Here is a 25,630-nt window from a genome sequence, read left to right on the forward strand (position 1 = left end):
TCAGGTAGTCGTGGTTCAAGGATGAATCAGCGGTCGTCACTGTGGATCGACGACGGGTGGCGGCACAGGCCGTCGACCTCGATGTCCATGTACGGGAACAGCGGCAGCTGCATCAGCGTGTCGTGCAGCGCCTCGACGCTGGGCACGTCGAACACGCTGTAGTTGGCGTAGTGCCCGGCAATGCGCCACAGGTGGCGCCAGGTGCCCTCGCGCTGCAGGCGCTGGGCCAGCTCCTTCTCGTCGGCCTTCAGTTGCGCGGCCTTGGCCGGGTCCATGTCGACCGGCAGTTTCACGGTCATCTTCACGTGGAACAGCATGTTGTCTTCTCCTGTCTTACATGAGCTCTAAAAGCTTGTGCAGTCCCTGTAGGAGCGGGCTTGCCCCGCGAAGCAGGCGACGCGGTGGATGGCACGGGCTTCGCCCGTGTTCGCGGGGCAAGTCGGATCGCCGCACCGCCGCTCCTACAGAGGTTTTGTGTGCTCCTTCAGCGGCGGGCGAAGCGCGCCAGGCGTTGCTCGTCCAGGGTCAGGCCCAGGCCTGGCGTGCGGGGCACGTGCAGCTGGAAGTCGTGGTACTGCGGTGGCTCGTTGACGATCTCTTCGGTCAGCAGCAGCGGCCCGAACAGTTCGGTGCCCCAGGTCAGCTGGCGCAGGGTGAGGAAGGCATGGGCCGAGGCCAGGGTGCCGATCGAGCCTTCGAGCATGGTCCCGCCGTACAGGGCGATACCGGCCGCTTCGGCGATCTGCGCGGTGCGCAGCACGGCACGCGGGCCGCCGTTCTTGGCGATCTTCAGGGCGAAGATGCTGGCCGCGCCATCGGCGGCCAGGCTGAAGGCATCCTCGACGCTCTCGATGGATTCGTCGGCCATGATCGGCGCCGGGCTGCGCTGGTTCAGGCGCACCTGGCCGCCGCGGTTGATGCGTGCGATCGGCTGTTCGATCAGGTCGATGCCGTTGTCGCCGAGCACCCGGCAGGCACGGATGGCTTGCGATTCGTCCCAGTACTGGTTGACGTCGACCCGCACGCTGGCGCGCTCACCCAGTTCGCGCTTGATCGCCACCACGTGCTTCAAGTCCTGCTCCAGCGGGTTGGCGCCGATCTTCAGCTTGAACACCCGGTGCCGGCGGATCTGAAGCATGTGCTCGGCTTCGGCGATGTCGCGGGCGGTGTCGCCGCTGGCCAGGGTCCAGGCCACTTCCAGGCTGTCACGCACACGGCCGCCCAGCAGTTCGCTGACCGGCAGGCCGAGGCGCTTGCCCTGGGCGTCGAGCAAGGCGCTTTCGATGCCGGACTTGGCGAAGGTGTTGCCCTTGGCCAGCTTGTCGAGCTTGAGCATGGCGGCGTTGATGTTGTCTGCGGGCAAGCCGATCAGCGCCGGCGCCAGGTGCGCGTCGATGTTGGCCTTGATGCCTTCTGGGCTCTCGTAGCCGTAGGCCAGGCCGCCAATGGTGGTGGCCTCGCCGATGCCTTCGACGCCGTCGCTGCAGCGCAGGCGCAGCACCACCAGGGTCTGCTGCTGCATGGTGTGCATCGCCAGCTTGTGCGGGCGGATGGTCGGCAGGTCGACGATGATCGCGTCGATGCGCTCGATCAGGGCGTTTGTCATGGTTCGAAGGTCCCGTCAAATCAGGCCGCAGGCTGCAGACCCGATACTACATTTACTTGATTATTCAAGCATTGCGCGAGACCCTGAGAGCCGTCCAATATCAAATGAATCTCCCACCATACCCAGGAGGTCTGATGGAGCTGCGCCACCTTCGCTACTTCAAGGTCCTGGCCGAAACCCTGAACTTCACCCGCGCCGCCGAACTGCTGCACATCGCTCAGCCGCCGCTGAGCCGGCAGATCAGCCAGCTTGAAGAACAGCTCGGGACCGTGCTGGTGCTGCGCGAGCGCCCGCTACGCCTGACCGAGGCCGGGCGCTTCTTCTACGAGCAGACCTGCACCTTGCTGCAGCAGCTGGAGAACATCAGCGACAACACCCGGCGCATCGGCCAGGGCCAGCGCCAGTGGCTGGGCATCGGTTTCGCCCCCTCCACGTTGTACACGGTATTGCCGGAGCTGATCCGCGAACTGCGCAAGGACAGCGAGCTGGAACTGGGCCTGAGCGAGATGACCACCCTGCAGCAGGTGGAAGCGCTGAAAAGTGGGCGCATCGACATCGCCTTCGGCCGCATCCGCATCGACGACCCGGCGATCCAGCAGCAAGTGCTGCGCGAAGACCCGCTGGTGGCGGTATTGCCCAAGGGCCATGCCCTGGCTGGCGCGCCGCTGACCCTCGAACAGCTGGCCAGGGAAGCGTTCATCCTCTACCCGGCCAACCCCCGGCCGAGCTACGCCGACCACATCCTCGCGCTGTTCGCCCACCACGGCATGAGCCTCAAGGTCAGCCAGTGGGCCAACGAGCTGCAGACTGCCATCGGCCTGGTCGCCGTCGGGCTGGGCGTGACCCTGGTGCCGGAGTCGGTGCAACAGCAGCACCGCACTGATATCGAGTACGCCAGCCTCCTGGACCGCAGCGCGGTCAGCCCGATCATCCTCAGCCGGCGCAAGGGCGACAGCAGCCCGATGGTGCAGCGCTGTCTGGCGCTGATCGCCCAGCAGGCCGTAAGCGAGCCTTTGAGCTAGCCACGTTCGAAAAAGCTGCTGCCCTTTTCCTTGAGCAGCGTCACCAACGCCCCTGCCGCTGGCGACAGGTAGCCGTCCGTGCGCACCGACACGGCCACGGTACGGCGCATGGTGGTCTGCTTCAGCGGCACCTCGCGCAGCCAGGACATGCCCAAGCCATGCTCGAGGGTTTCCCGGGCGGCGAAGCTGAGCAGTTGAGTACGCGCAATCAGGCGCGGCAGCAGCGAGATGGCGTTGGTTTCGATCTGCACCTGCGGCGCGGGCAACTGGTGGGCGATGAACACGTTGTCGATCCAGCGCCGGGCGGTCACCGTCGGCCCCGCCAGCACCCAGCGGTACTGGCAGAGGCGCTGCAGGGTGATGGGGCCGGCGAAGATCGGGTGCTCGGCACTGGCCACCACGATCGCTTCATCTTCGAGGATGGGATAGGTGGTGAACTCGCGGTCCATGGCGATCTGCGGTGAGATGATCACATCAAGGCGCCCGGCGCGCAGGGATTCCTTGAGCACATCGTCCTGGGCGATGGACAGCTTCAAGGTCACCTCCGGTGCCCGTTCCAGCAACGCTGCGGTCAGGTGCGGCAGCAGGTGGTCGGCCATGCTCGCCGCGCAGCCCAGGCGGATGTTGCCGACCAGCCCGCTGGCGAAGTCACGCACCTCGCGCTCGGTCTCGGCGATGTTCAGTTGCAACTGCTTGCCCCGCGCCAGCAGCAGCTTGCCGACATCGGTGAGCTTGATGCGCCGGCCATCGCGCTGGAACAACCGGGTACCCAGGGATTCTTCCAGGCGCTGAATGCTCTTGCTCAACGCCGGCTGGCTGCGGTTGAGCTTCTCCGCCGCCCGGCCCAGGTGGCCCAGCTCGGCGATGGTTTCGAAATAGGTGAGGTCACGCAGGTCCATGATTCATGAATTTCAGTTATGGATTCATCGAAAGTAGAAAATAGACTTGATCGATTGCGCCGTCGATAATTTTCTCCGCTGGCGCTGCCAGCCCCGCGTTATCGCTGCGCAAGGAGTATCGACGTTGCAGACCGCCCTACCCGCTTCTTCCAGATCCCTGTTCCAATGGCTCGCCCTGCTGATCTGCGCCGGTGCCTTCGGCCAGTGGCTGCATGCCCTGGCCGTGCCGGCCGGGTTGTTCCTCGGCCCCATGCTGGTGGCCATCGTCTTCGGCGTCTCAGGCGCACAACTGCACCTGCACCGCCAGATGTTTCGCTTTGGTCAGGGCTGCGTCGGCCTGCTGGTCGCCCACTCGGTGACCTGGGCGGTGCTGGTGTCGATGGCCCAGTCCTGGCACCTGATGCTGGTCGCCACCGTCATCACGGTGGTGCTCAGCGCGTTGGTCGGCCTCGGCACGGTACGCTTCGGTGGCATCCCCGGCAGCACTGCCGCCTGGGGTACCGCGCCAGGGGCGGCTTCGGCAATGGTGTCGATGGCCGAGGAAAATGGCGCCGACGGCCGCGTGGTGGCGACCATGCAATATGTGCGTGTGGTATGCGTGGTGATGATCGGCTCGCTGGTCAGCCACCTGCTCGGCGCCACACCAGGCGCAGGCGCGGCGGCCCATGCACCGGCGGCGCTGGAAGGCCCGCACCTGATCGACAGCCTTCTCAGCCTGGGCGTGGTGCTGGTGGGTATTACCCTCGGCAGCCGCTTGCCTGCCGGGGCCTTGCTGACACCGCTGCTGCTCGGCGGCGCCCTGCAACTCAGTGGTCTGCTGACCATCAGCTTGCCCGAGCCTTTACTGGCGGTTGCCTATGGCGCCATTGGCTGCTACATCGGCCTGCGTTTCGACCGGCAGACCGTGCGTTATGTGTGGAAGCGCCTGCCGACCATGATTGCCGGGGCGGTGGCGTTGATTGTGTTGTGCGCCGCGTGTGCCTACGTGCTGGCCCTGGCAATGGGCACGGATTTTCTGTCGATGTATCTGGCGACCAGCCCGGGTGGGCTGGATGCCATGGCGATCATCGCCGTCGAGACCCATGCCGATGTCGGGTTGGTGCTGGCGATGCAGACATTGCGGTTGTTCGGGGTGATTCTGACCGGGGCCTTCTGTGCGCGGCAGATCATACGCCTGACGCGTACACCGTGAATTTTTCATAAGGGCGGCAATCGAGCGCCGCCCGCGCGGCGCATCGCGAGCTACGCTCGCTCCTACGTTTGTCTCGGGCCAGTAACGCCTGTGCCAGGCGCGCGCGACTGCCTTGTTTGTACGACGCGATATCGCGCCATGCGCCAAGGCGTTCGCGCGCAAAATCCACAGGAATAATTGGCCCGAAACAAACGTAGGAGCGAGCGTAGCTCGCGATGCGCCGCGCGGGCGGCGCTCGATTGCCCAGGCAACGAAAACCTCAAGGCATGCACCCCTGCTAATCGCGCAGGAAGCTGTCCTCGAACGGATAATGGGTCAACAGCTCGAACCCGCTCTCGGTCACCAGCAACTGGTTCTCCAGCTTGATCCCGTCACGCCCGCCCACCTCGCCGACATAGGCCTCGACACACAGCGCCATGCCCGGCTGCAGTTCGCCTTCATAACCATAGGACTCAAGGTCTTCAGGGTAGCGAATGCTCGGGTACTCATCGCACAACCCCACGCCATGGAACATCACGCCATAGCGCTGCGCGCGGCAGCTTTCCGGCAGACGATGGCCGTTGCGGGTCAGTTCGGTGAAGCGCACGCCAGGCTTGACCATCTCGGCGTTGACGTGGATGTGTTCGTGGGCGATGCGGTACAGGCGCTTCTGCTCGGCGGTGGGCTCGACATCACCGCAGATCCAGCTGCGTGACATGTCCACGCAGAAGCCATACACACCGATCAGGTCGGTGTCGAACGACAGCAGGTCACCGTCGCTGAGCACCCGCGGACCGGACTCCTGATACCAAGGGTTGGTGCGCGGGCCGGAGCTGAGGATGCGGGTTTCGATCCACTCGCCGCCACGGCGGATGTTGCCTGCATGCAGCGCGGCCCAGACATCGTTCTCGGTGGCCCCGGCACGCATGGCCTGGCGCATTTCGGCGATCGAAGCTTCGCAGGATGCCACCGCGCAACGCATGGCGAGGATTTCGTCCGGCCCCTTGATCAGGCGGGCGAATTCGGTCACTTCCTGGCCGTTGTGCACCTGCACGCCCAGCGCATCGAGGGCGCGCAGGCCGGCGACCTCGATGCGGTCCACGGCCAGGCGGCGGTTGTTGCCGGCATGGGTGCGCAGCAACTCATCGACCTGGGCGCAGAAACGCCTGGCATGTTCCTCGGTGCGGTCACCCGTTTCGAAATAGAAGAACGACGCACCGCTGCGCAGCTCGCTGACCAGCGGCAGGTGCGCGGAAAGGTGATCGCAGCCATGGAAGTCCCACAGCACCACATGGCCGCTGGCGGCGACGAAACAGGCGCGGGCCGGGTTGTGGGTGGTCCACAGTTGCATGTTGGTGGTGTCGGTGGCGTAGCGGATGTTCAGCGGGTCGAACAGCAGGATGCCGCCCAGGTCGCGGGCGATGAGCTGCTCGCGGATGCGTTGCAGGCGGTACTCACGCATGCTCGGCAGGTGCGGCGCCTGCAGGCCGAGGCTGGCCCATTCGGCGAAGGCCAGCGGGGTCGGGCCGATTTCAGTGCGGTCGTTGTCGTCGATCGAACCATCGGCCTTGAGCGCGGCGGCGCGCTGGCGGGACGGGTCGATACGGCGGGCCTGGGCGGGGATCGAGAACGGTGAGGTCATCATGGCGTGCGGTTTTCCCTGGTTTTATTGTGTGGAAACAGCGGTATTGATGATGTGCGATTGCGGGCAGGCCAGCGCCCTCAAAGTCGTCAGGACAATGCCCGAAAGCGGCGCTGGCCCATAGCGTCATGCGAGGCGCGGCGAATCCTCGCTCAGGCGCCGGGTCATCAACTCGCAATACCAGTCGACGAACTGGCAGTCGCCGTTCTCCACCAGCCCCGAATAAGGGCCTGGCTGGTAGGCCGGCGAGGTCACACCGACCTGAGTGCCCTCTACCAGCCGGCGATCCTGGTCGTTGGTGGCCATCCACACCTTGGTCAGGCGCTCGAGGTCATAGTCCACGCCTTCCTGGGCGTCCTTGGGCACCAGCCACTTGGTGGTCACCAAGGTCTGCCCCGGCCCCTGCGGCAACACGCGGAAGCTCAGGGCGTGGTCGCCGAGAAAGTGGTTCCAGGTCGAGGGGTAGTTGAAGTACAGCAGCGCGCCGATGTTGGCCACGCCACTGCGGTCCAGGCGGCGGGCCACGGCCGGCTTGCCGTCCATGGTATAGCTGGTGGCACCGTTGTTGAGCGGGATACGGGTCATGCGGTACTGGCCACCGGGGTCCATGACCAGGCGGCTGGCCATGCCGTTGGCTTCGCAGACGTTCCAGTGCGCGGCCAGTTCCGGGTCCTCCTCACCGCCAATGCCCTGCACCGACACGTTCTCGACGAACGAGTTGAGCAGCTCGGGGTGGGTACCGTCGCAGTGGTAGCACTCGCGGTTGTTCTCGAACACCAGCTTCCAGTTGCCCTGCTCCACCAGGTTGGCCTCGAAGGCGACCTTGCAGTCTTCCAGATAGTGCGGGCCGATGAAGGGCGACACGGCGCTGCGAAACGGCTCGAAGTCCGGCGCGACCTTGGCCACGCACACGTAGATGTAGCTGTGCACCACTTCACAGTGGGCCGGCATCAGGCCGTGCTCGGCGGTATTGAAGTCAGGGCCCATGTTGCCGGCGAACAGCAGGCGGCCATCGAGTTCCAAGGTCCATTTGTGGTACGGGCACACCAGCTTGGCGACCTTGCCCTTGGCCTCGGTGCATACCTTGGAACCACGGTGACGGCAGGCATTGTGGAAGGCGCGTACCTGGCCATCACTGCCACGAACCACGGCCACCGGGTAGTCACCGACCTGCAGGGTGATGTACTGGCCGGGCTTTTCCAGTTCGAAGGTATGCCCGGCAAAGATCCACTCGCGGTGCCAGATTTGTTCAAGATCCTGCCGGTACAGGTCCGCATCGCTATAGGCGGCACCCGGCAAGCCATGTTGAGGTTTGCGTTGCCTGATCAGGTCCAATACATCGGTGTGCTGCATTATTGTTGTTCTCCCGCGTGGGACTTCTATGCAGGGATTCGTTCGGTTAGTCTCTGAAACGAATAACAAAGCGTCATCGCTGCTGCCTGATCACAGTCTATTGCCAGTGTTTTGCCGCTAAGAATCGACATTTTCTGGGGCTAATTGATTACCAAAACGTATGGTCAAGCACACAGAACCCGATCAGACCTTGATCAAGATGCCCTCGCTGCGCGCGGTCAAGGCCTTCGTCGCCGCCGCCCGTTACCAGAACTTCACCCGCGCGGCCGAAGCGCTGTGTGTGACCCAGGCGGCGATCAGCCGGCAGATCCGCGACCTTGAGGAACACCTGGGGGCCGAACTGTTCAACCGCGCCGGGCGTGCGGTCGAGCTGACCCCGGCCGGTTCGATCTTCTACGACGCCGTGCAGCTGTCGTTCACCAACATTGCCCTGGCGGCCGACCGTATCCGCCACAGCGAGTCGCCCAAGCAGCGCGTCACCCTGTGCTGCTCACCGGCATTCGCCAACTTCTGGCTCGGGCCGAAGTTGCCGGCATTGTTCGCGGCCTACCCCGAGATCGACCTGAACATCGTGACGACGCAGAACTTCCTGACCCTGGAGAACGGCGTCAATCCGGACATCATCATCTGCAAGATGGCCAAGAGCGGCCAGGGTTACTTCAGTCAGCCGCTGGTCTGCGACGTGATCTACCCGGTGTGCACCCCGCAGTACCTGGAACAACACCCCGAGATCCGCACGCTGGACGGCCTGCGCAACAGCGCCCTGCTCAACCTCAGCCCGTTCGGCCGCTCGCAGGTGGCCGAACACGTGGACTGGAAAGTCTGGTTCGCCTATCAGGACATCGACCTCGACCGGCGTGATGCGGACGCCCCGCAACTGTTCAACGCCAACGACTACAGCCTGCTGATGCAGCTGGCGCAGCACCATCAGGGCGTGGCCCTGGGCTGGCATTACCTGGTCGCGCCGCTGGTGGAGCAGGGCCTGCTGGTGCGGCCGGTAAGCGACACCCTGGTGCACCGCGACACCCGCCATTACCTTAGCCTCAGCGAAGCCAAGAGCCGTGACGCCAGTTGCTGCAAGCTGCGCGACTGGTTGATCGAGCAGTTCGACTGGTCGCTGCATGAAGAGGCCGAAGACCAAGGGTAGGCAGCACTAGCCTTTCAACGCCGCCTCGATTTTCGCCACGTCGATCTTGCCCATGTTCATCATGGCGTCAAACGCCCGCTTGGCGGCGGCCTTGTCGGGGTTGGCGATGGCTTCGATGAGGATGCGCGGGGTGATCTGCCAGGAGATGCCCCACTTGTCCTTGCACCAGCCGCAAACGCTCTCGCTGCCACCGTTGCTGACGATGGCGTGCCAGAGCCGGTCGGTTTCGGCCTGGTCCTCGGTGCTGACCTGGAACGAAAACGCCTCGCAATGCTTGAACGTGTCGCCACCGTTGAGCCCCACGCAGGGAATGCCCATCACGCTGAACTCGACGGTGATCACTTCACCAGCCTTGCCCGAAGGGTAATCGCCGGGGGCCGGGTGCACCGCGATGACCTTGCTGTCGGGGAAGGTCCTGGCATAGAAATTCGCCGCTTCTTCGGCATCCTTGTCGAACCACAGGCAAATCGTGTTCTTGGCAGTCATGGCAAGGCTCCTGGATAGAACAGAAAGCCTTGAGTCTAGCCCTTCAGCCCTGCTATTGAGCCTTGGCTGACAAGGGGTTGGCCCAGGAAGAAGAAAATTCCTACTTAATTCGCAGAAGCTTCCCGCAACCCACTGACGCCGCAGCATTGCATCATTGCCGACAAACCTCACAAGCGACTATTCGCAGGGAGATACGGGTTTGTCGAACTTCAAATCAAAGTTGCAGCATCTCAGCGCCGAGCAGATCGAGGCGCTGTACAGCGAATACATCGGCGGTGAAAGGATCGCGGTTCTGCTCCAACGCTACGCTATCGACATTGCCCCCAGCAGCCTGATCAAGGCCTTTCCCCCGGTGCCTTGCGCCGAGCTCGAGTGCCCTTACTGCGAAATCAGCCTGTACGAGCGGCGCAAAAGCCGCTCGGCCAACAGCTGGAACGACAATCTCGCCTACTGCCCGAACTGCGCGCACCGCCATTACTTCCCTGGGCGCAACCCATGGAAACGCGATTGCGCCTGTCAGCCCTGCCTGGCGGCGCGTGAACGGGCCAGGCAGGCAAAGGCCGTGGAGCGGCGCCAACGCATCAACGAGCACTGGTCATTGGCGAAGCGCCTGCCAGTGCCATTGCACACGCTGTCGATCACCCGCCAGTTGCAGTTGCTGGCCGTGCTCGAAATACGCATGGATGCGCAAAAGGGTTGTATCCAGGCTGCGGAAAAGTCCCTCGCAGACGCACGCATCAGCCCTTCGCCGAGCATGGATTCGGCCATGTTGCTGGCACTGCACGAAGATCAGGTCCTGCTGGTCGACCCCGATTCGCCGCTGGATGCCTTCAGCGACGACCCAACGCCAAAAGCCTGGCAGAACAAAGTCCGCTGGATCGCCAATGTCTGCCTGGATGAACCGCAGCGGGCCGACCTTGGCCCCCTGTATCGCGCGCTGCACAAGGCAGTGTCCAGTGGCCCACAGCCACACTGGCATGACGAGCTCGTCACGGCCATCAAGCAGCTTTGCAATGAAGAAGTCTGTGCCTACATCGCCACCCGCAGCGCGGAACACGGCCTGCCCTTCGAGGCCAGGAAGAAAGCCGCCGAAGTCGCAGAGCAGCTGCTTGACGCACACCCCGTTCGGCACATCTGGTCACTGACCAACACCGCCATCCGTGGGGCCCTGTCATTCGTGGCTCGCGCCCAGGTCAACAAACTCCACGCCGCCAACACCATTCCCGGGAGCCTGCTGTCGCTGAGCGAACGCGCGATTCGGGAGCACTGGCAGTTCACGGCATCGCGCTACGACACTCATGCGCCGCGCTCAGGCTTCAGCCAGGCGCTGTTCGACGTGCTGTTGCAACAGCATGACCATGGCCTGTGCCGCAAGGTCAGCGACTACATCGCAGAACTGCCTGGGCATGCAGATACCCATGGCTGCACGCTGTTCTGCGCCATGTGCGGGTCGAACCTGGTACACGTGCAGCCCGGGCCTCGGGAAACCGTCGTCAATTGCAAGGACTGCCTGGCCAGGACCTTGGTGGCGACCTAACAGACAGCGCAAGCAGGCATTGACCCGCGCCTCGTACGCCCGTACGATTTTACCGTACATCCGTACGATAAACCCAGCGAGCCTTGAATGCCTGCCACCCACACCCACTGGTCCCGCCAAGCGCTCTACTTGCTGTTCCTACTCCCTGGGCTGACCCTGGCCACCTGGGTTACCCGCACCCCTGCCCTGCGCGACGGCCTGCAGGCCTCCACAGAGCAAATGGGCATGATCCTGTTCGGGTTTTCTTCGGGGGCCATGCTGGGCATCCTCAGCGCCGGCCGCATGATTGCCCGCCAGGGTGCCAACCACACGCTTCGCCTGGGCCTGCTGGGCCTTTCGGGCGGGCTGTGCGTGCTGGCGGCGAGCAGTGAGCTGAACAGTGCCTGGTGTGCATTTGCCGGCTTGCTGGTGTTTGGCCTGGGCATGGGCTGGGCGGATATCGCGGCCAATATCGAAGGCGCAGCGGTGGAACGTGCCATCGATGCACCGATCATGACCACGCTGCACGGGTTCTTCAGCCTCGGTACTCTGCTCGGCGCCTTGGTCGGCATGGCCATGACCGCTTTCGAAGTGCCGCTGGATATGCATCTGCTGGCCATCGCCGGCCTGTCGGCGATCGCCACCCTGGCGCTGATCGGGCACGCGCCCCGGGCCAGCGAAGCGGCTGACGAACGACAGGACAGCGACGGTAATACGTTGCACTGGGCGACCTTGCTGAAGGACCGCCGCTTGCTGCTGATCTGCCTGGTGGTGCTGGCCATGGCCCTGGCGGAAGGTGCGGCCAACGACTGGCTGCCGCTGCTGATGATCGATGGCCACGGTTTTGCACCAACCACCGGCACCTTGATCTACCTGGTCTTCACCATCGGCATGACCCTCGGGCGTTTTGCCGGGGCGCCGGTGATACGCCGCTTCGGCCGCACCTTCACCCTGCGTGCCAGCGCGCTGATCGGCACGCTGAGCCTGGCGCTGGTGGTGTTCTGCGACGTGCAGTGGGTGGCCGCTGCTGCCGTGGTGCTCTGGGGCATCGGTGCTTCGCTGGGCTTTCCGCTAGCCATCTCGGCGGCGGGCGAGAGTGGCGCGGACGGCGATCAGCGGGTCCGCCTGGCGGCCACGGCCGGCTACCTGGCCTTCCTGGTCGGCCCGCAGCTGCTGGGCTTCATCGGCGAGCATTTCGGCCTGCGCCTGGCGATGCTGCCGGTGCTGACGCTGGTGGCTGTCGCCTACGTGCTGGCCTCATCGCTGCAGGAGCGCAATCGCCTGCAGGGAGAGACTCAAGCCAGTAACCACGTTAGCTAACGCTGTTTGCTGTTTGCTGTTTGCTGTTTGCTGTTTGCTGTTTGCTGTTTGCTGTTGCTGTTGCTGTTGCTGTTGCTGTTGCTGTTGCTGTTGCTGTTGCTGTTGCTGTTGCTGTTGCTGTTGCTTCTAAGTGCGCGATAGCTCAGCAAACGCCGAATGCGACTTCAGGAGGCCGAGCGCAGGCGTCTGGAGGGCCAGGGTGCGCAGCACCCCTTCGGCGCAGCCGAAGGCGCGAGATGTAGACTTGCGCAGCAAGTCGTAGGCCGCGCGGGCCCGGAAGGCGCCGGAGCGAGGGGACCCCGGAGCGCAGCGCAGGGGCCGGATGATGGGAGCCAGCGTTTTTTGGTTACTTTTTGTCGCGTTTGACAAAAAGTGACCCGCCGTAAGGGCGGAAAGGTGACTGTGCGTCGCCATCGCAAATGAATGTACTCGACTGAATTAAAACCACCGCAGTCGAGCTTTTGGCTTTTGGCTTTTGGCTTTTGGCTTTTGGCTTTTGGCTTTTGGCTTTTGGCTTTTGGCTTTTTGGAAAAATGGGCATTTGAATCAGATCAACATTCATTTGCCAAGGTGGCGCTGAGTCACCTTTCCGCCCTTACGGCGGGTCACTTTTTGACTGGGCAAAAAGTAACCAAAAACCCCGGCTCCCATCATCCGGCCCCTGCGCTGCGCTCCGGGGTTCCCTCACTCCGGCGCCTTCCGGGCCCGCGCGGCCTACGACTTGCTGCGCAAGTCTACATCTCGCGCCTTCGGCTACGCCGAAGGGGTGCTGCGCACCCTGGCCCTCCAGACGCCTGCGTTCGGCCTCCTGAAGTCGCAATTTGCGTCGCCTGGACTATCGCGCGCTTAGAAGCCAAAGCAAAAGCAGAGCAAGAGCAAGATCAAGAGCAAGAAGCGGCTAGCGCCGCTGACATCAAGCTTCTGGCATCAACGTCGCAATCAACGCCCGCACCGTCCCCGGCAGCGCATCCAGCTCCCGCACCAGGATGCTCCGCTCGCGCACCGCCCACGGCTCATCCAGGCTGATGGTCACCAGTTCCATGGTCTGGCTGTGCCGCAGCGCCGCCGACTCGGGGATGATGCCAATGCCCACCCCCGCCTCCACCAGCCGGCAGATGGCTTCGAAACTCGACAGCTGGATCCGCAGCGACAGGTTCAGGCCCATGCGCTCGACATGGTCACGCAGGAAGCTCAGCAAGGTGCTGCCATCGTGCAAGCCGATATGCTGGAAGTCCAAGGTCTGTTTCAAGGTCACCTTCTTGCGCCCTGCCAGCTCGTGGCCGGCCGGCACGATCAGCACCAGGCGGTCGGTGCTGAAATGCATCACCTGCAAGCCGCTGGCCTCCACCGGCCCTGCGATGATGCCCATGTCGCTGCTGCCATCGAGCACGCCGCGCACGATGTCCCGCGACAGGCGCTCCTGCAGGTCGACGGTCACGCCGGGACGCTTGGCCATGAAACCGGCCAGCACTTCGGGCAGGAACTCGGTGACCGCAGTGGTGTTGGCGAAGATGCGGATATGCCCGGCCAGGTCGGTGCCGAACTGCGTGAACTCGGCTTTCAGGTAATCGACCTGGCGCATGATCAAACGGGCATGCATGAGCAGCTTATGCCCCGCCGGGGTCAGCTCGACGCCTCGGCTGTCGCGGTACAGCAGTCGCGTGTCGAGCTGGGCTTCGAGGGCCTTGATCCGCGCACTGGCGGCGGCCGGCGAAAGGAACGCCCGCCGCGCACCCTGGGTCAGGCTCGGCGATTCGCCGATATGAATGAAAAGCCGCAGGTCTGCCAGGTCGAAATGCATGGGGAGGTCCGGTCGTGGCGATGGCGTTCAGCATACCTGAACGCTGCCTTACACAAATGCAAATTCACAGAATGCCGGGCGCCTCGCATGATCGGCCCATAACAACAAATGCAGAGGCCCATGGTTATGACTGCTTCCCACCCGCCCATCGACTACAGCGCCTGGATCGGCCGCACGGAAGAGGCCGTCGATGAGCTCAGCCGCAACCTGATCAAACGCATCGCCGCCACCTTCGGCGAAGCCGCTCCTGCCGCCGGCCAACCGCTGCCACCGCTGTGGATGTGGTGCTTCTTCCAGGAGCCGGTGGCCGAGTCGCAGCTGGGCACGGACGGCCACCCGGCACGCGGCGGCTTCCTGCCCCCGGCCGACAACCGTAACCGCATGTGGGCCGGTGGCCGGGTAGAGTTCATCGCGCCGCTCAAGGTCGGCGCCGAAGCCCATCGCCTGTCGACCATCCTGCACATCGAGGAAAAGCACGGCCGCACCGGCGCGCTGCTGTTCGTCACGGTGCGTCACGACTACTCGCAACACGGCCAGCTGTGCGTGCGCGAAGAGCAGGACATCGTCTACCGCGAGCCCAACCCGCCCAAGCTCGACAGCGCCCCCGCCGACGCGCCGGCCGACTGGAGCGAGGCGGTCACCCCAACGCCGACCCTGCTGTTCCGTTACTCCGCGGTGACCTTCAACGGCCACCGCATCCATTACGACTTCCCCTATGTCACCGAGACCGAAGGCTACGCCGGCCTGGTCGTGCACGGCCCGATGATTGCCACCTTGAACCTGCGCGCATTCATCCGCGCCAACCCCGACAAGCAGGTGCGCCACTTCGCCTACCGCGGCGTGCGCCCGCTGACCGTGCCGACTCCGTTCGAAGTGGCCGGGCGCATCAGCGCGCCAGGCCAGGCCCGGCTGTGGGCCGGCAATGCCGCTGGCGTGGCGCAGAGCGCCGACGTGCTTTTCGACTGATACCAGACAGGGAACACCCCATGCATACGTACGACAGCGATGACCTCAACGCCATCCGCGAAGGCGTGCGCGCCTTGTGCGCCGAGTTCGACGCCAGCTACTGGCGCAAGATCGATGAAGAAAAGAGCTTCCCGGAAGCATTCGTCAAGGCCATGACCGATGCCGGCTGGCTGTCGGCCATGATCCCCGAAGCGTACGGCGGCTCGGGCCTGGGCCTGGCCGAGGCCTCGGTGATCCTCGAAGAGGTGAACGCCTGCGGTGGCAACTCCGGCACCGTGCACGGGCAGATGTACAACATGTTCACCCTGCTGCGCCACGGCAGCGAGGAACAGAAGCGCCACTACCTGCCCAAGCTTGCCAGCGGCGAACTGCGCCTGCAGTCGATGGGCGTGACCGAGCCCACCACCGGCACCGACACCACCAGGATCAAGACCACCGCCGTGCGCCAGGGTGACAAGTACGTGATCAATGGCCAGAAGGTGTGGATTTCGCGCATCCAGCACTCGGACCTGATGATCCTGCTGGCACGCACTACCCCCTTGCCGGCGGTGAAGAAGAAGTCCGAGGGCATGTCGATCTTCCTGGTCGACCTGCGTGAAGCCATCGGCAACGGCCTGACCGTGCAACCCATCGCCAACATGGTCAACCATGAGACCAACGAGCTGTTCTTCGACAACCTCGAACTGCCGGCCAACAGCCTGATCGGTGAGGAAGGCAAGGGCTTTCGCTACATCCTCGACGGCCTCAACGCCGAGCGCACGCTGATCGCCGCCGAGTGCATCGGTGATGGCCGCTGGTTCGTCGAAAAGGCCAGCGCCTACGCCCGTGACCGCGTGGTGTTCGGCCGCCCGATCGGGCAGAACCAGGGCGTGCAGTTCCCCATCGCCGAAGCCCATATCGAGATCGAGGCCGCCGACCTGATGCGCTGGCGCGCCTGCGCCGAGTACGACAGCGGGCAGAACGCCGGGGCCAGCGCCAACATGGCCAAGTACCTGGCGGCGAAAGCCTCGTGGGAGGCGGCCAACGCCTGCCTGCAGACCCACGGCGGCTTTGGCTTTGCCTGCGAATACGACGTCGAGCGCAAGTTCCGCGAAACACGCCTGTACCAGGTGGCGCCGATCTCCACCAACCTGATCCTGTCCTACGTGGCCGAGCACCTGCTCGAGCTGCCACGCAGCTTCTGAGGGCCTGAGCATGCAAGCTACCCAAGCCCTGGCGGGCTTCCTCGCCGACCTGCATTACGCACAGATCCCTGGCCACGTGCTCGACCGCACCGAAGACCTGTTCCTCGACTGGCTCGGCTCGGCCCTGGCCAGCCAGGGGGCGCACCCGATCCCACTGTTCGAGCGTTACGCCGACCGCATGGGCCCCGCCCAAGGCAGCGCCCGCGTGCTGACCAGCGGGCGCAGCTCATCGCCCTACTTCGCCGCGCTGGTCAACGGCGCCGCCTCGCACCTGGTCGAGCAGGACGACCTGCACAACAGCTCGGTGCTGCACCCGGCCACGGTGGTGTTCTCCGCCGTGCTGGCAGCGGCCCAGGACCTCGGCAATTCCGGCCAGGACCTGCTGCTGGCCAGCGTCGCCGGCTACGAGGCGGGCATCCGCATCGGTGAGTTCCTCGGCCGTTCGCACTACCGCATCTTCCACACCACCGCTACCGTCGGCACCCTGGCCGCTGCCGTGGGCGTGGGCAAGCTGCTGGGCTTCGACAAGGAACAGTTCATCAACCTGCTCGGCAGCGCCGGCACCCAGGCCGCCGGGCTTTGGGAATTCCTGCGCGATGCTGCCGACTCCAAGCAACTGCACACCGCCAAGGCTGCCGCCGACGGCCTGCTCGCCGCCTACCTGACCGCCGATGGCCTGAGCGGCGCGCGCAATATTCTCGAAGGGGACCAGGGCCTGGCTGCCGGCATGTCCAGCGATGCCGACCCAGCACGCCTGAGCGACCGCCTGGGCAGCCGCTGGGCGCTGGCGGAAACCTCGTTCAAGTTCCACGCCTCGTGCCGCCATACCCACCCCGCCGCCGATGCGCTGCTGCAGCTGATGCAACGCGAAGGCCTGAAACATGAGCAGATTGCCAAGGTGGTCACCCGCGTGCACCAGGGCGCCATCGACGTGCTCGGGCGGGTAACCACGCCAACCACCGTGCACCAGGCCAAGTTCTCCATGGGCACCGTACTCGGCCTGATCGCCGTGCATGGCAGCGCGCAACTCATCGAATTCCGCGACCTGGCGCTTACCGACCCACGGGTTGCCAGTTTCCGCGACAAGGTCGAGATGCAGCTGGACCCTGAAGTGGATGCTGCCTACCCCGCCCGCTGGCTGGGCCGTGTCGAGGTCACCTGCAGCGATGGCCGCCACTTCAGCGCCGCCATCGACGAACCCAAGGGCGACCCCGGCAACACCCTCTCGCGCCCGGAGCTGGAAGCCAAGTTCCAGCGCCTGCTGGCCTATTCCGGCGCCCGCAGCCCGGCCCAGGGCCAGGCCCTGATCGAGCAGGTCTGGCAGCTGCGCGATGCGCGCTCGCTGGCCGCATTGCACTGATGACGAACAGGTGACCCCATGACTCAAACTGCACCCCGCCCGCTGGACGGTATCACCGTCGTCAGCCTGGAACATGCCATCGCCGCGCCCTTCTGCACCCGCCAGCTGGCCGACCTGGGCGCCCGTGTGATCAAGGTCGAACGGCCCGGCAGCGGCGACTTCGCCCGTGGCTATGACCAGCGCGTCGACGGCCTGGCCTCGCACTTCGTGTGGACCAACCGCTCCAAGGAAAGCCTCACCCTCGACCTCAAGCAGCAGGCCGCCGACGGTATCCTCGACGCCCTGCTGGCCAAGGCCGACGTGCTCGTGCAAAACCTCGCACCCGGCGCCGCCGCGCGCATGGGCCTGTCGTTCGACGCCTTGCACCAGCGCTTTCCGCGCCTGATCGTCTGCGACATTTCCGGCTACGGCGCAGGCGGCCCGTATGAAAAGAAGAAGGCCTACGACCTGCTGATCCAGAGCGAGGGCGGCTTCCTCTCGGTGACCGGCGGCCCCAGCGACGAGGAAATGGCCAAGGCCGGCTGCTCGATCGCCGACATCGCCGCTGGCATGTATGCCTATACCGGCGTGCTGTCGGCGCTGCTGCTGCGCGACAAGACCGGCCTGGGCAGCCGCATCGACGTGTCGATGCTGGAAAGCCTGGTGGAGTGGATGGGCTACCCGATGTACTACGCCTACAACGGCGCGCCGCCCCCACCGCGCGCGGGCTCCTCGCACTCGACCATCTACCCGTACGGGCCGTTCCCCACCGGCGGTGGCGGCACGATCATGCTCGGCCTGCAGAACGAACGGGAATGGGCGTTGTTCTGCGAAAAGGTCCTGCTCGACCCGGCGTTGGCCAGCGACGACCGCTTCAGCGCCAACTTCAAGCGCTCGGAAAACCGCGAGGTGCTGCGCCAGATCATCGTCGAGCGCTTTGCCGCCCTGTCGCTGGACGAGGTGGTGGCGCGCCTGGATGACGCCCAGATCGCCAACGCCCGGGTCAACGACATGCACGGCGTGTGGCAGCACCCGCAGCTGCAGGCCCGCGATAGCTGGCGTGAAGTCGACAGCCCGGCCGGCAAGTTGCCGTCGCTGCTGCCTCCGGGGCGCAATGCCGCCTTCACCCCACGCATGGACGCCGTGCCGGCGCTGGGGCAGCACACTGTGGGCATCCTCGCTGAACTGGGCCTGAGCGCCGAACAGCGCGCCAGCCTGGCCGCAGGAGGCGTTATATGAGCGTGGTGCGCTCCGCCCTGTTCGTGCCTGGCAGCCGGCCCGAACGTTTCGCCAAGGCCCTGGCGGCGGGTGCCGATGTGGTGATCGTCGACTTCGAGGATGCCGTCGAGGAGGCGCTGAAGCAGCAGGCCCGCGACAACCTGGCGGCGTTTCTCCAGGCCACGCCGCAGGCCTCGGTATGGGTGCGGGTCAACGCGCCACAGCACCCGCAACACGCCACCGACGTGGCCTTCTGCGCGCAGCAGCCGGGGGTCGCCGGGCTGCTGTTGCCCAAGGTGGAGAACGCTACTCAGGTCGCGGTGGCCTGGCACGGCGGCAAGCCCGTGTGGCCAATCATCGAGAGTGCCAAGGGCCTGCTGGCATTGGCGCAGATTGCCGCGGCTGAAGGCGTCGAGCGCCTGTCGTTTGGCAGCCTCGACCTGGCGCTGGACCTGGGCTTGAACACCGAGAGCGAGGCGGCCCGGCAGTTTCTCGACCAGGCGCGCATGGCGGTGCAGCTGCATTCGCGGGGGGCCGATCTGGCGCCACCGCTGGATGGGGTGTTCCCGGCCATCGCCGATGCCGAGGGGCTGCAGCGGGCCATACGGCATGCCTATGACATGGGGTATGGCGGGGCGTTGTGCATACATCCGCAGCAGGTGGCAGTGATTCATGCAGCGCTGGCGCCGAGTGCCGAGGAACTGGCGTGGGCGCGGCGGGTGCTGGCGGCGAGTGACGCGGCCAATGGCGCCGGGGCCTTCCAGCTGGAGGGGCAGATGGTCGATGCGCCGGTGGTGTTGCGGGCGCAGCGGTTGCTGGCTGGAAATCTCGACTGATCATGCCGGCCTCTTCGCGGGACAAGCCCGCTCCTACAGGAATGAGGTGACCCCTTGTAGGAGCGGGCTTGTCCCGCGAAGAGGCCGGCACAAGAAGACCGCGTTCACCTCAGCCGAACGCCGCCTTATACAAATGCTAATTCTCCACACGCAGCCCGTTGGTCCATCTTTACCCCCACTCCTCCTACAACAATAAATCAGAGGTGACACCGATGTTGAAGCTGACCCAGGCGCTGTTCTGCGCCGCCGCAGTGTCCATGGCCGGCCTGGCCCAGGCCGCCGACCCGATCGTCATCAAGTTCGCCCACGTGGTGGCCGACAGCACGCCCAAGGGCCAGGGCGCGCTGATGTTCCAGAAGCTGGTCGCCGCCGACCCGCAGCTCAAGGACAAGGTCAAGGTCGAGGTCTACCCCAACTCCTCGCTGTTCGGCGACGGCAAGGAAATGGAAGCCCTGCTGCTCGGCGACGTACAGATGCTGGCGCCATCGCTGGCCAAGTTCGAGCACTACAACAAGCAGGTGCAGATCTTCGACCTGCCGTTCCTGTTCAACGACCTGGCCGCCGTCGACCGCTTCCAGCAAGGCCCGCAAGGCAAGGCGCTGCTGACATCGATGGAAGACAAGGGTATCCGTGGCCTGGCCTACTGGCACAACGGCCTCAAGCAACTGTCGGCGAACAAGAAGGTGATCCTGCCCAAGGACGCCCGCGGCCTGAAGTTCCGCGTGCAGGCCTCCAGCGTACTCGAGGAGCAGTTCAAGGCAATCCGCGCCAACCCGCGCAAGATGAGCTTCGCCGAGGTCTACCAGGGCCTGCAGACCGGCACCGTCAACGGCACCGAGAACACCTGGTCGAACTACGAAAGCCAGAAGGTCAACGAGGTGCAGCCGTTCTTCACCGAGACCAACCACGGCCTGATCGACTACATGGTGATCACCAACGCCAAGTTCTGGAACGGCCTGCCTGAAGACGTGCGCGGCGAGCTGCAGACGATCATGGACGAGGTCACCGTCGAGGTGAACAAGCAGGCCGAGGCGCTCAACCAGTCGTCGCGGCAGAAGATCATCGACGCCAAGACCAGTGAGATCGATCCGCTCACCGCCGAGCAACGCCAGCAATGGCGTGAGTCGATGCGCCCGGTGTGGGAGAAGTTCTCCGAGCAGATCGGCGCCGACCTGATCAAGGCCGCCGACGACGCCAACAAACCGTCCTGACCCCGCCTGTGCCCTTCCCCGGCCACCCGCTCCACGGGTGGCCTGCCCTCTCTCTGTCTGGAGAATTCCTATGCAATTGCTCAGGCGTGTCTGGGAGCACTTCGAGGAAGGCATGATCGCCTTTCTCCTGGCGGCCATGACCTTGGTGACCTTCCTCTACGTAGCGCTGAACAACCTCTACACAATGTTCTACACCCTTAGTGATCACTGGGCATTCGCCAGTGACGCCCTGCTGAGCATCGGCGATCACCTGATGGCCTACGCCCAGGAAATGACCTGGAGCATCGCCCTGACCAAGGCGCTGTTCGGCTGGCTGATTTTTTTCGGAATCTCTTATGGCGTGCGCACCGCCGGCCACCTCGGCGTCGATGTGCTGGTGCGGCGCACGCCGAAGCCTGTGCAACGGGTGCTGGCGATGATCGCCTGCGCCTGCTGCCTGGCCTATGCCGGGCTGTTCCTGGTAGCCAGCATCAAGTGGGTGAGCGCGGTGCTGGTGGCTGGCATCGGTGCCGAGGACCTCGACCGCTACGGCATCAAGGTCGGCCATATCGCGCTGATCGTACCGTTCGGTTTCGCCCTGGTGATCATCCGCTACCTGGAAATCCTCTACCGCCTGTTCACCCACCGCCAGTACAGCCTGGGCCTCGCCGACGAGGCCGCCGAAGCCAGCAAGCTGGCCAACCCCGGTGAGGAGCACCACTGATGACGGTTATCTGCCTGTTCCTGCTGCTGTTCGTATTCATGTTTCTCGGCGTGCCCATCGCCATCTCGCTGGGCCTGTCGGGGGCGCTGTCGATCCTGATGTTCAGCCAGGACTCGCTCAGCTCGCTGGCGATCAAGCTGTTCGAGACCTCCGACAGCTACACCTTCCTGGCCATCCCCTTCTTCCTGCTGTCGGGCGCGTTCATGACCACCGGTGGCGTGGCCCAGCGCCTGATCGACTTCGCCAATGCCTGTGTCGGGCATATTCGCGGCGGCCTGGCGATTGCCGCAGTGCTGGCGTGCATGCTGTTCGCCGCGCTGTCGGGTTCGTCGCCGGCCACCGTAGCCGCCGTCGGCTCGATTGCCGTGGCCGGCATGGTGCGCTCCGGCTACCCACGCGAGTTCGGCGCAGGGATCATCTGCAACGCCGGCACCCTGGGCATCCTGATCCCGCCGTCGATCGTCATGGTGGTGTACTCGGCGGCCACCGAGACCTCGGTCGGCAAGCTGTTCATGGCCGGCGTGGTGCCGGGCATCCTGCTCGGCGTATTCCTGATGGTGACGATCTACATCGTCGCCCGCATCAAGAAGCTGCCCGCACAACCACGCGCCACTTTCGCCGAATGGCTGAGTACCGCCCGGCGCGCGTTCTGGGGCCTGTTGCTGCTGGTGATCATCCTCGGCGGCATCTACAGCGGCATGTTCACCCCCACCGAAGCGGCGGCGGTGGCGGCGGTGTACTCGGCGTTCATCGCGCTGTTCGTGTACAAGGACATGCGCCTGCGTGACTGCCCGAAAGTGCTGCTGGAGTCGGGCCGGCTGACCATCATGCTGCTGTTCATCATCGCCAACGCCATGCTTTTCGCCCACGTGCTGACCACCGAGCAGATCCCCCAGCAGATCACACAGTGGGTGATGTCCGAAGGACTGACGCCGATCGGTTTCCTGATCATGGTCAACATCGTGCTGCTGGTGGCCGGCAGCTTCATGGAGCCGTCGGCGATCATCCTGATCCTCGCGCCGATTTTCTTCCCGATCGCCATGAAGCTGGGCATCGACCCGATTCATCTGGGCATCGTGATGGTGGTGAACATGGAGATCGGCCTGGTGCACCCGCCAGTGGGGCTGAACCTGTTCGTCACCTCGGCGGTGACCGGGCTGACCCTGGGGCAGACGATTCGCGCGGCGCTGCCGTGGCTGTCGATCCTGCTGCTGTTCCTGGTGCTGGTGACCTATGTGCCATTCATCTCGCTGGCGCTGCCGGAGTGGTTGGGTATGCCCTGACGCCAGGGCTGAAGAGATACGTGCAGGAGCGGGCTTGTCCCGCGAACACCGGCGAAGCCGGTGCCATGAACCGCATAGTCTGGCACCGGCTTCGCCGGTGTTCGCGGGACAAGCCCGCTCCTACAAGGGATTGTGCAAGCCTTGAAAGTAGAATCAGATCCCTCCGCCAGCCAACAGCTGACTCATCACTCCGGCCAGATCCTTGACCATCACGTCCGCCGTCGGCTTGTGCACGATGACGATCTCGTAGCTGTCCACCTCCGGCAACCCCTGCGTCTGCCCCAGCACCCGGTGCTCAGCGGTCGCCGCCCGCGGTGGCAGCAGGCTGATGCCCATGCCGTCGGCCACCGCCGCCTGGATGCCACTGAGGCTGGAACTGGTGAAGCTGATGCGCCAGCGCCGGCCCATGCCTTCGATGGCACTGATCATGTCTTCGCGGTACAGCCCCCGTGGCGGGAAGGTCACCAGCGGAATCGGGTCGAGCTCGAACGCCGGCAGGCGCGCACTGTCGATCCACTGCAGGCGCTCGGGCCAGCACGCCACACCTTCGCGGCTGTTGCGCCGCTGCTTGAGCAGCACCAGGTCGAGCTCGCCGTTGTCGTAGGCCTGGCTGAGGTCGCGGCACAGGCCACTGGTGACTTCCAACTTGACCTGCGGGTGCAGGCGGCTGAACGCCGACAGCGCATTGGTGGTGCGCCCGCCGACGAAATCCTCAGGCACGCCCAGGCGCACGGTGACCCCGACCATGGCCCCGGCCAGGGCTTCGAGCATCTGGTCATTCAGCGCCAGCATGTGCCGGGCATAACCGAGCAAGGTCTGGCCGGCGTCGGTCGGCAATACGTCGCGGTTGCCGCGTACCAGAAGGCGATGGCCGACCATGTCTTCGAGGCGGCGCACCTTCTGGCTGATGGTCGACTGGGTCGAGTGCAGGCGCGCGGCGGCCGTGGTGAAGCTGCCGCAATCGGCCACCACGACGATGGCGCGCAACAGGTCGAGGTCGAACAGGGCTCTATTCGATTTAACGCTGATGGACATCTTGGTATTCATCTACTGAATGACAAGACTGACTTCTACCACGTCACTCCAGGCCCGGCAACGCGCTAGTCGCCGAGCGCTACCCCCTCGCGCCGCGGGTCGGCGCCACCGGCCCAACCCTCGGCAGTGCGCTGGATGATCTGCGTGCCGCTGGTCATGGTCATCGGCGTGACCTCGTGGCCCCACGCGGCCAGCTGGCGGATCAGCGCTGGGCTGGCCAGACCGGCTTCCACTTCGGTCCCGGCGTTACGGCTGCCGAAATTGGGCAGGTTGGCCGCCTGTTGCGGGTCGAGATGCCAGTCCAGCAGGCCGATCAACGCCTTGTTCACGTAGCCGATGATCTGCGAGCCGCCTGGGGAGCCGAGGCTCGCCACCAGCTCGCCCGAGGCGCGCGAGAACACCAGGGTTGGCGCCATCGCCGACAACGGCCGCTTGCCGGGCTGCACCCGGTTGGCCACCGGCTTGCCGTTTTCCGCAGGCAGGAAGGAAAAGTCTGTCAGGTGGTTGTTCAGCAAAAAGCCGCCGACCATCAGGTGCGAACCGAATGCCGATTCCACCGACGTGGTCATGGACAGGGCCTGGCCACTGTCATCGACGGCAGACAGGTGCGAGGTGGAAATCCGCAGCGGCGAGCGGTCGGGCGCCAGGGCCAGGTTGGCATCCTGCGGGGTGCCCGGGCGGGCGTGCTTCATGCTGTACTCGCCGACCCGCTTGGCGCGCTCGGCAAGGTAGGCCGGGTCGAGCAACGACTTGACCGGCACCGGCACGTAGTCGCTGTCGGCCAGGTACTGGGCGCGGTCGGCGTAGGCCAGGCGCTCGGCTTCGGCTACCAGGTGCACGGCCTGCGGCGCGGGTTCGAGCCCCGCCACGGAGGTCACCTGGCGCGGCGGCAGGTCGGCCAGGTCACGCTTCGCCGAGCTGCGCTTCAAGGCGTCGAGAATGCCCAGGGTCTGCAACACGGTCACCCCACCGGACGACGGCGGCGGCATGCCGCAAATGGTCCAGGCCTTGTACGGGCCGCAGACCGGTTCGCGCTCCTTGGCCTGGTAACCCTGCAAATCTTCGAGCGACAACTGCCCGGCATTGGCGTGTTGACGCACTTCAGCCACCATGGCTTGGGCAATCTCACCCCTGTAGAAAGCATCGACGCCCTGCTCTGCAATGCGCTCGAAGGTCTGCGCAAGCGCCGGATTGCGCAGGATAGTGCCGACGGCCAGCGGTTTGCCCCGGTCATCCAGAAAGTACTTCGCCATGGCCGGCGAGCTGGCAATGAAGGGGTCACCGGCCACCAACGTGTGCAGCCGTTCGGAAACCGCAAAACCGTTGCGCGCCAGGGCGATGGCCGGCGCGAACAAGTCCTTCCACGGCAGTTTGCCGTGCTGATCATGGGCCAGTTTCAGCGCCCGCAACACGCCTGGCACCCCCACCGAGCGCCCGCCGATCTGCGCTGCGCGAAACGGCATGGGCGAACCATCCGCTTGCAGGAACAATGCTTCCGTCACCCCTGCCGGTGCGGTTTCACGGCCGTCGAAGGTCTGCACGCGCTGACCATCCCAGTACAGAATGAACGCGCCGCCTCCAATGCCACTGGATTGCGGCTCGACCAAGGTCAGCACCATCTGCATGGCGATCGCCGCATCGATGGCGCTGCCACCGGCACGCAACATCGTCCGCCCGGCCTCGCTGGCCAGCGGGTTGGCGGCCGCCACCATGTGCCGGCTGGCGTGCACCGGCTGCAGGCCACTGCGGTAGCCGGACTCCAGCTCCGGTGGCGTGGGCAGCACCTGGTCGGCCCAGACAACGCCACTGGCCGTTGCCAGGCACAAGGTGGTGATCAGCGTAGTGAAAACCCTCATCGTCGTGCATCCCGTCTTTAACTATTGAGCCGTTCA

General features: G+C 64.8%; 22 protein-coding genes. 13 read left to right on the top strand and 9 right to left on the bottom strand.

Going from position 1 to position 25,630, the window contains the following annotated elements; translation table 11 throughout:
* Positions 1-26: 26 nt before the first annotated feature.
* Positions 27-317: a muconolactone Delta-isomerase gene (catC, locus tag C2H86_RS01025; RefSeq protein WP_003256111.1), complete on the bottom strand. Its 291-nt coding sequence runs from the start codon at positions 315-317 to the stop codon at positions 27-29.
* Between the two features lie 167 nt (positions 318-484).
* Positions 485-1,606 (bottom strand): muconate cycloisomerase family protein, encoded by a 1,122-nt coding sequence (locus C2H86_RS01030; protein ID WP_163985930.1) that lies wholly within the window; start codon positions 1,604-1,606, stop codon positions 485-487.
* A 134-nt stretch (positions 1,607-1,740) separates the two neighbouring features.
* Between C2H86_RS01030 and C2H86_RS01035 the strand changes: the two genes are divergently transcribed.
* Positions 1,741-2,628 (top strand): LysR family transcriptional regulator, encoded by an 888-nt coding sequence (locus tag C2H86_RS01035; RefSeq protein ID WP_159411064.1) that lies wholly within the window; start codon positions 1,741-1,743, stop codon positions 2,626-2,628.
* Here C2H86_RS01035 and C2H86_RS01040 read toward each other — a convergent pair.
* Positions 2,625-3,527, bottom strand: coding sequence for a LysR family transcriptional regulator (locus C2H86_RS01040; RefSeq protein WP_159411065.1), 903 nt, complete (start codon positions 3,525-3,527; stop codon positions 2,625-2,627). The two genes, C2H86_RS01035 and C2H86_RS01040, sit on opposite strands and share 4 nt — an antisense overlap.
* A 124-nt stretch (positions 3,528-3,651) precedes the next feature.
* On the opposite strand from C2H86_RS01040, the gene C2H86_RS01045 reads away from it, so the two are divergent.
* A complete protein-coding gene (locus tag C2H86_RS01045) occupies positions 3,652-4,719 on the top strand; it encodes an AbrB family transcriptional regulator (protein ID WP_159411066.1) in 1,068 nt (355 codons plus the stop codon).
* 277 nt (positions 4,720-4,996) lie between these two features.
* On the opposite strand, the gene dddP is transcribed toward C2H86_RS01045, so the two are convergent.
* Both dddP and C2H86_RS01055 read right to left on the bottom strand, forming a co-directional pair.
* Positions 4,997-6,343, bottom strand: a complete 1,347-nt coding sequence (gene dddP, locus C2H86_RS01050) for a dimethylsulfonioproprionate lyase DddP (protein ID WP_110638209.1) — start codon at positions 6,341-6,343, stop codon at positions 4,997-4,999.
* A 123-nt stretch (positions 6,344-6,466) separates the two neighbouring features.
* Positions 6,467-7,693: an aromatic ring-hydroxylating oxygenase subunit alpha gene (locus C2H86_RS01055; RefSeq protein ID WP_159411067.1), complete on the bottom strand. Its 1,227-nt coding sequence runs from the start codon at positions 7,691-7,693 to the stop codon at positions 6,467-6,469.
* Positions 7,694-7,853: 160 nt separating this feature from the next.
* Here C2H86_RS01055 and C2H86_RS01060 point away from each other — a divergent pair, with 160 nt between their 5' ends.
* Positions 7,854-8,840 (top strand): LysR family transcriptional regulator, encoded by a 987-nt coding sequence (locus tag C2H86_RS01060; RefSeq protein ID WP_159411068.1) that lies wholly within the window; start codon positions 7,854-7,856, stop codon positions 8,838-8,840.
* A gap of 6 nt (positions 8,841-8,846) precedes the next feature.
* Here the strand turns inward: C2H86_RS01060 and C2H86_RS01065 are convergent, their stop codons facing one another.
* Positions 8,847-9,326, bottom strand: coding sequence for a VOC family protein (locus C2H86_RS01065; RefSeq protein WP_159411069.1), 480 nt, complete (start codon positions 9,324-9,326; stop codon positions 8,847-8,849).
* A 199-nt stretch (positions 9,327-9,525) separates the two neighbouring features.
* Between C2H86_RS01065 and C2H86_RS01070 the strand changes: the two genes are divergently transcribed.
* Complete coding sequence (locus C2H86_RS01070) at positions 9,526-10,863, top strand: hypothetical protein (RefSeq protein WP_205524590.1); 1,338 nt, start codon at positions 9,526-9,528, stop codon at positions 10,861-10,863.
* 87 nt (positions 10,864-10,950) lie between these two features.
* A complete protein-coding gene (locus C2H86_RS01075) occupies positions 10,951-12,162 on the top strand; it encodes an MFS transporter (RefSeq protein WP_159411070.1) in 1,212 nt (403 codons plus the stop codon).
* A gap of 913 nt (positions 12,163-13,075) precedes the next feature.
* Here the strand turns inward: C2H86_RS01075 and C2H86_RS01080 are convergent.
* Positions 13,076-13,963, bottom strand: coding sequence for a LysR family transcriptional regulator (locus C2H86_RS01080; protein ID WP_159411071.1), 888 nt, complete (start codon positions 13,961-13,963; stop codon positions 13,076-13,078).
* 126 nt (positions 13,964-14,089) lie between these two features.
* Between C2H86_RS01080 and C2H86_RS01085 the strand changes: the two genes are divergently transcribed.
* The 8 genes from C2H86_RS01085 (at position 14,090) to dctM (ending at position 22,703) form a co-directional block, all read left to right on the top strand.
* On the top strand, positions 14,090-14,929 hold the full coding sequence (locus tag C2H86_RS01085; RefSeq protein WP_159411072.1) for an FAS1-like dehydratase domain-containing protein: 840 nt from the start codon (positions 14,090-14,092) through the stop codon (positions 14,927-14,929).
* A 20-nt stretch (positions 14,930-14,949) separates the two neighbouring features.
* The gene (locus C2H86_RS01090) at positions 14,950-16,113 is read left to right on the top strand and encodes an acyl-CoA dehydrogenase family protein (RefSeq protein WP_159411073.1); all 1,164 of its coding nucleotides are present in this window, start codon (positions 14,950-14,952) and stop codon (positions 16,111-16,113) included.
* A gap of 10 nt (positions 16,114-16,123) precedes the next feature.
* On the top strand, positions 16,124-17,473 hold the full coding sequence (locus C2H86_RS01095) for an MmgE/PrpD family protein (RefSeq protein ID WP_159411074.1): 1,350 nt from the start codon (positions 16,124-16,126) through the stop codon (positions 17,471-17,473).
* A gap of 18 nt (positions 17,474-17,491) precedes the next feature.
* Complete coding sequence (locus tag C2H86_RS01100) at positions 17,492-18,691, top strand: CaiB/BaiF CoA transferase family protein (RefSeq protein WP_159411075.1); 1,200 nt, start codon at positions 17,492-17,494, stop codon at positions 18,689-18,691.
* Positions 18,688-19,506, top strand: coding sequence for an HpcH/HpaI aldolase/citrate lyase family protein (locus C2H86_RS01105; RefSeq protein ID WP_159411076.1), 819 nt, complete (start codon positions 18,688-18,690; stop codon positions 19,504-19,506). Before C2H86_RS01100 ends, C2H86_RS01105 begins: the two co-directional genes overlap by 4 nt.
* A gap of 212 nt (positions 19,507-19,718) precedes the next feature.
* On the top strand, positions 19,719-20,717 hold the full coding sequence (locus tag C2H86_RS01110) for a TRAP transporter substrate-binding protein (RefSeq protein WP_159411077.1): 999 nt from the start codon (positions 19,719-19,721) through the stop codon (positions 20,715-20,717).
* A 70-nt stretch (positions 20,718-20,787) separates the two neighbouring features.
* Positions 20,788-21,420, top strand: a complete 633-nt coding sequence (locus tag C2H86_RS01115; RefSeq protein ID WP_159411078.1) for a TRAP transporter small permease — start codon at positions 20,788-20,790, stop codon at positions 21,418-21,420.
* Positions 21,420-22,703: a C4-dicarboxylate TRAP transporter large permease protein DctM gene (gene dctM / locus C2H86_RS01120; RefSeq protein WP_159411079.1), complete on the top strand. Its 1,284-nt coding sequence runs from the start codon at positions 21,420-21,422 to the stop codon at positions 22,701-22,703. The genes C2H86_RS01115 and dctM overlap by 1 nt, the downstream gene beginning before the upstream one ends.
* A gap of 153 nt (positions 22,704-22,856) precedes the next feature.
* Here the strand turns inward: dctM and C2H86_RS01125 are convergent, their stop codons facing one another.
* Both C2H86_RS01125 and ggt read right to left on the bottom strand, forming a co-directional pair.
* Positions 22,857-23,738 (bottom strand): LysR substrate-binding domain-containing protein, encoded by an 882-nt coding sequence (locus tag C2H86_RS01125; RefSeq protein WP_159411080.1) that lies wholly within the window; start codon positions 23,736-23,738, stop codon positions 22,857-22,859.
* A gap of 65 nt (positions 23,739-23,803) precedes the next feature.
* Positions 23,804-25,594, bottom strand: a complete 1,791-nt coding sequence (gene ggt / locus C2H86_RS01130; RefSeq protein ID WP_159411081.1) for a gamma-glutamyltransferase — start codon at positions 25,592-25,594, stop codon at positions 23,804-23,806.
* Positions 25,595-25,630: the final 36 nt, after the last annotated feature.

Origin of the sequence: Pseudomonas putida, from assembly GCF_009883635.2 — a bacterium.
GTDB classification, from domain to species: Bacteria; Pseudomonadota; Gammaproteobacteria; order Pseudomonadales; family Pseudomonadaceae; genus Aquipseudomonas; species Aquipseudomonas putida_W.

Excerpts from the sequence above, each read along its gene's own strand:
- catC (WP_003256111.1), bottom strand. The coding sequence starts at position 317 with ATGCTGTTCCACGTGAAGATGACCGTGAAACTGCCGGTCGACATGGAC.
- C2H86_RS01030 (WP_163985930.1), bottom strand. The coding sequence starts at position 1,606 with ATGACAAACGCCCTGATCGAGCGCATCGACGCGATCATCGTCGACCTG.
- C2H86_RS01035 (WP_159411064.1), top strand. The coding sequence starts at position 1,741 with ATGGAGCTGCGCCACCTTCGCTACTTCAAGGTCCTGGCCGAAACCCTG.
- C2H86_RS01040 (WP_159411065.1), bottom strand. The coding sequence starts at position 3,527 with ATGGACCTGCGTGACCTCACCTATTTCGAAACCATCGCCGAGCTGGGC.
- dddP (WP_110638209.1), bottom strand. The coding sequence starts at position 6,343 with ATGATGACCTCACCGTTCTCGATCCCCGCCCAGGCCCGCCGTATCGAC.
- C2H86_RS01055 (WP_159411067.1), bottom strand. The coding sequence starts at position 7,693 with ATGCAGCACACCGATGTATTGGACCTGATCAGGCAACGCAAACCTCAA.
- C2H86_RS01060 (WP_159411068.1), top strand. The coding sequence starts at position 7,854 with ATGGTCAAGCACACAGAACCCGATCAGACCTTGATCAAGATGCCCTCG.
- C2H86_RS01065 (WP_159411069.1), bottom strand. The coding sequence starts at position 9,326 with ATGACTGCCAAGAACACGATTTGCCTGTGGTTCGACAAGGATGCCGAA.
- C2H86_RS01075 (WP_159411070.1), top strand. The coding sequence starts at position 10,951 with ATGCCTGCCACCCACACCCACTGGTCCCGCCAAGCGCTCTACTTGCTG.
- C2H86_RS01080 (WP_159411071.1), bottom strand. The coding sequence starts at position 13,963 with ATGCATTTCGACCTGGCAGACCTGCGGCTTTTCATTCATATCGGCGAA.
- C2H86_RS01085 (WP_159411072.1), top strand. The coding sequence starts at position 14,090 with ATGACTGCTTCCCACCCGCCCATCGACTACAGCGCCTGGATCGGCCGC.
- C2H86_RS01090 (WP_159411073.1), top strand. The coding sequence starts at position 14,950 with ATGCATACGTACGACAGCGATGACCTCAACGCCATCCGCGAAGGCGTG.
- C2H86_RS01095 (WP_159411074.1), top strand. The coding sequence starts at position 16,124 with ATGCAAGCTACCCAAGCCCTGGCGGGCTTCCTCGCCGACCTGCATTAC.
- C2H86_RS01100 (WP_159411075.1), top strand. The coding sequence starts at position 17,492 with ATGACTCAAACTGCACCCCGCCCGCTGGACGGTATCACCGTCGTCAGC.
- C2H86_RS01105 (WP_159411076.1), top strand. The coding sequence starts at position 18,688 with ATGAGCGTGGTGCGCTCCGCCCTGTTCGTGCCTGGCAGCCGGCCCGAA.
- C2H86_RS01110 (WP_159411077.1), top strand. The coding sequence starts at position 19,719 with ATGTTGAAGCTGACCCAGGCGCTGTTCTGCGCCGCCGCAGTGTCCATG.
- C2H86_RS01115 (WP_159411078.1), top strand. The coding sequence starts at position 20,788 with ATGCAATTGCTCAGGCGTGTCTGGGAGCACTTCGAGGAAGGCATGATC.
- dctM (WP_159411079.1), top strand. The coding sequence starts at position 21,420 with ATGACGGTTATCTGCCTGTTCCTGCTGCTGTTCGTATTCATGTTTCTC.
- C2H86_RS01125 (WP_159411080.1), bottom strand. The coding sequence starts at position 23,738 with ATGTCCATCAGCGTTAAATCGAATAGAGCCCTGTTCGACCTCGACCTG.
- ggt (WP_159411081.1), bottom strand. The coding sequence starts at position 25,594 with ATGAGGGTTTTCACTACGCTGATCACCACCTTGTGCCTGGCAACGGCC.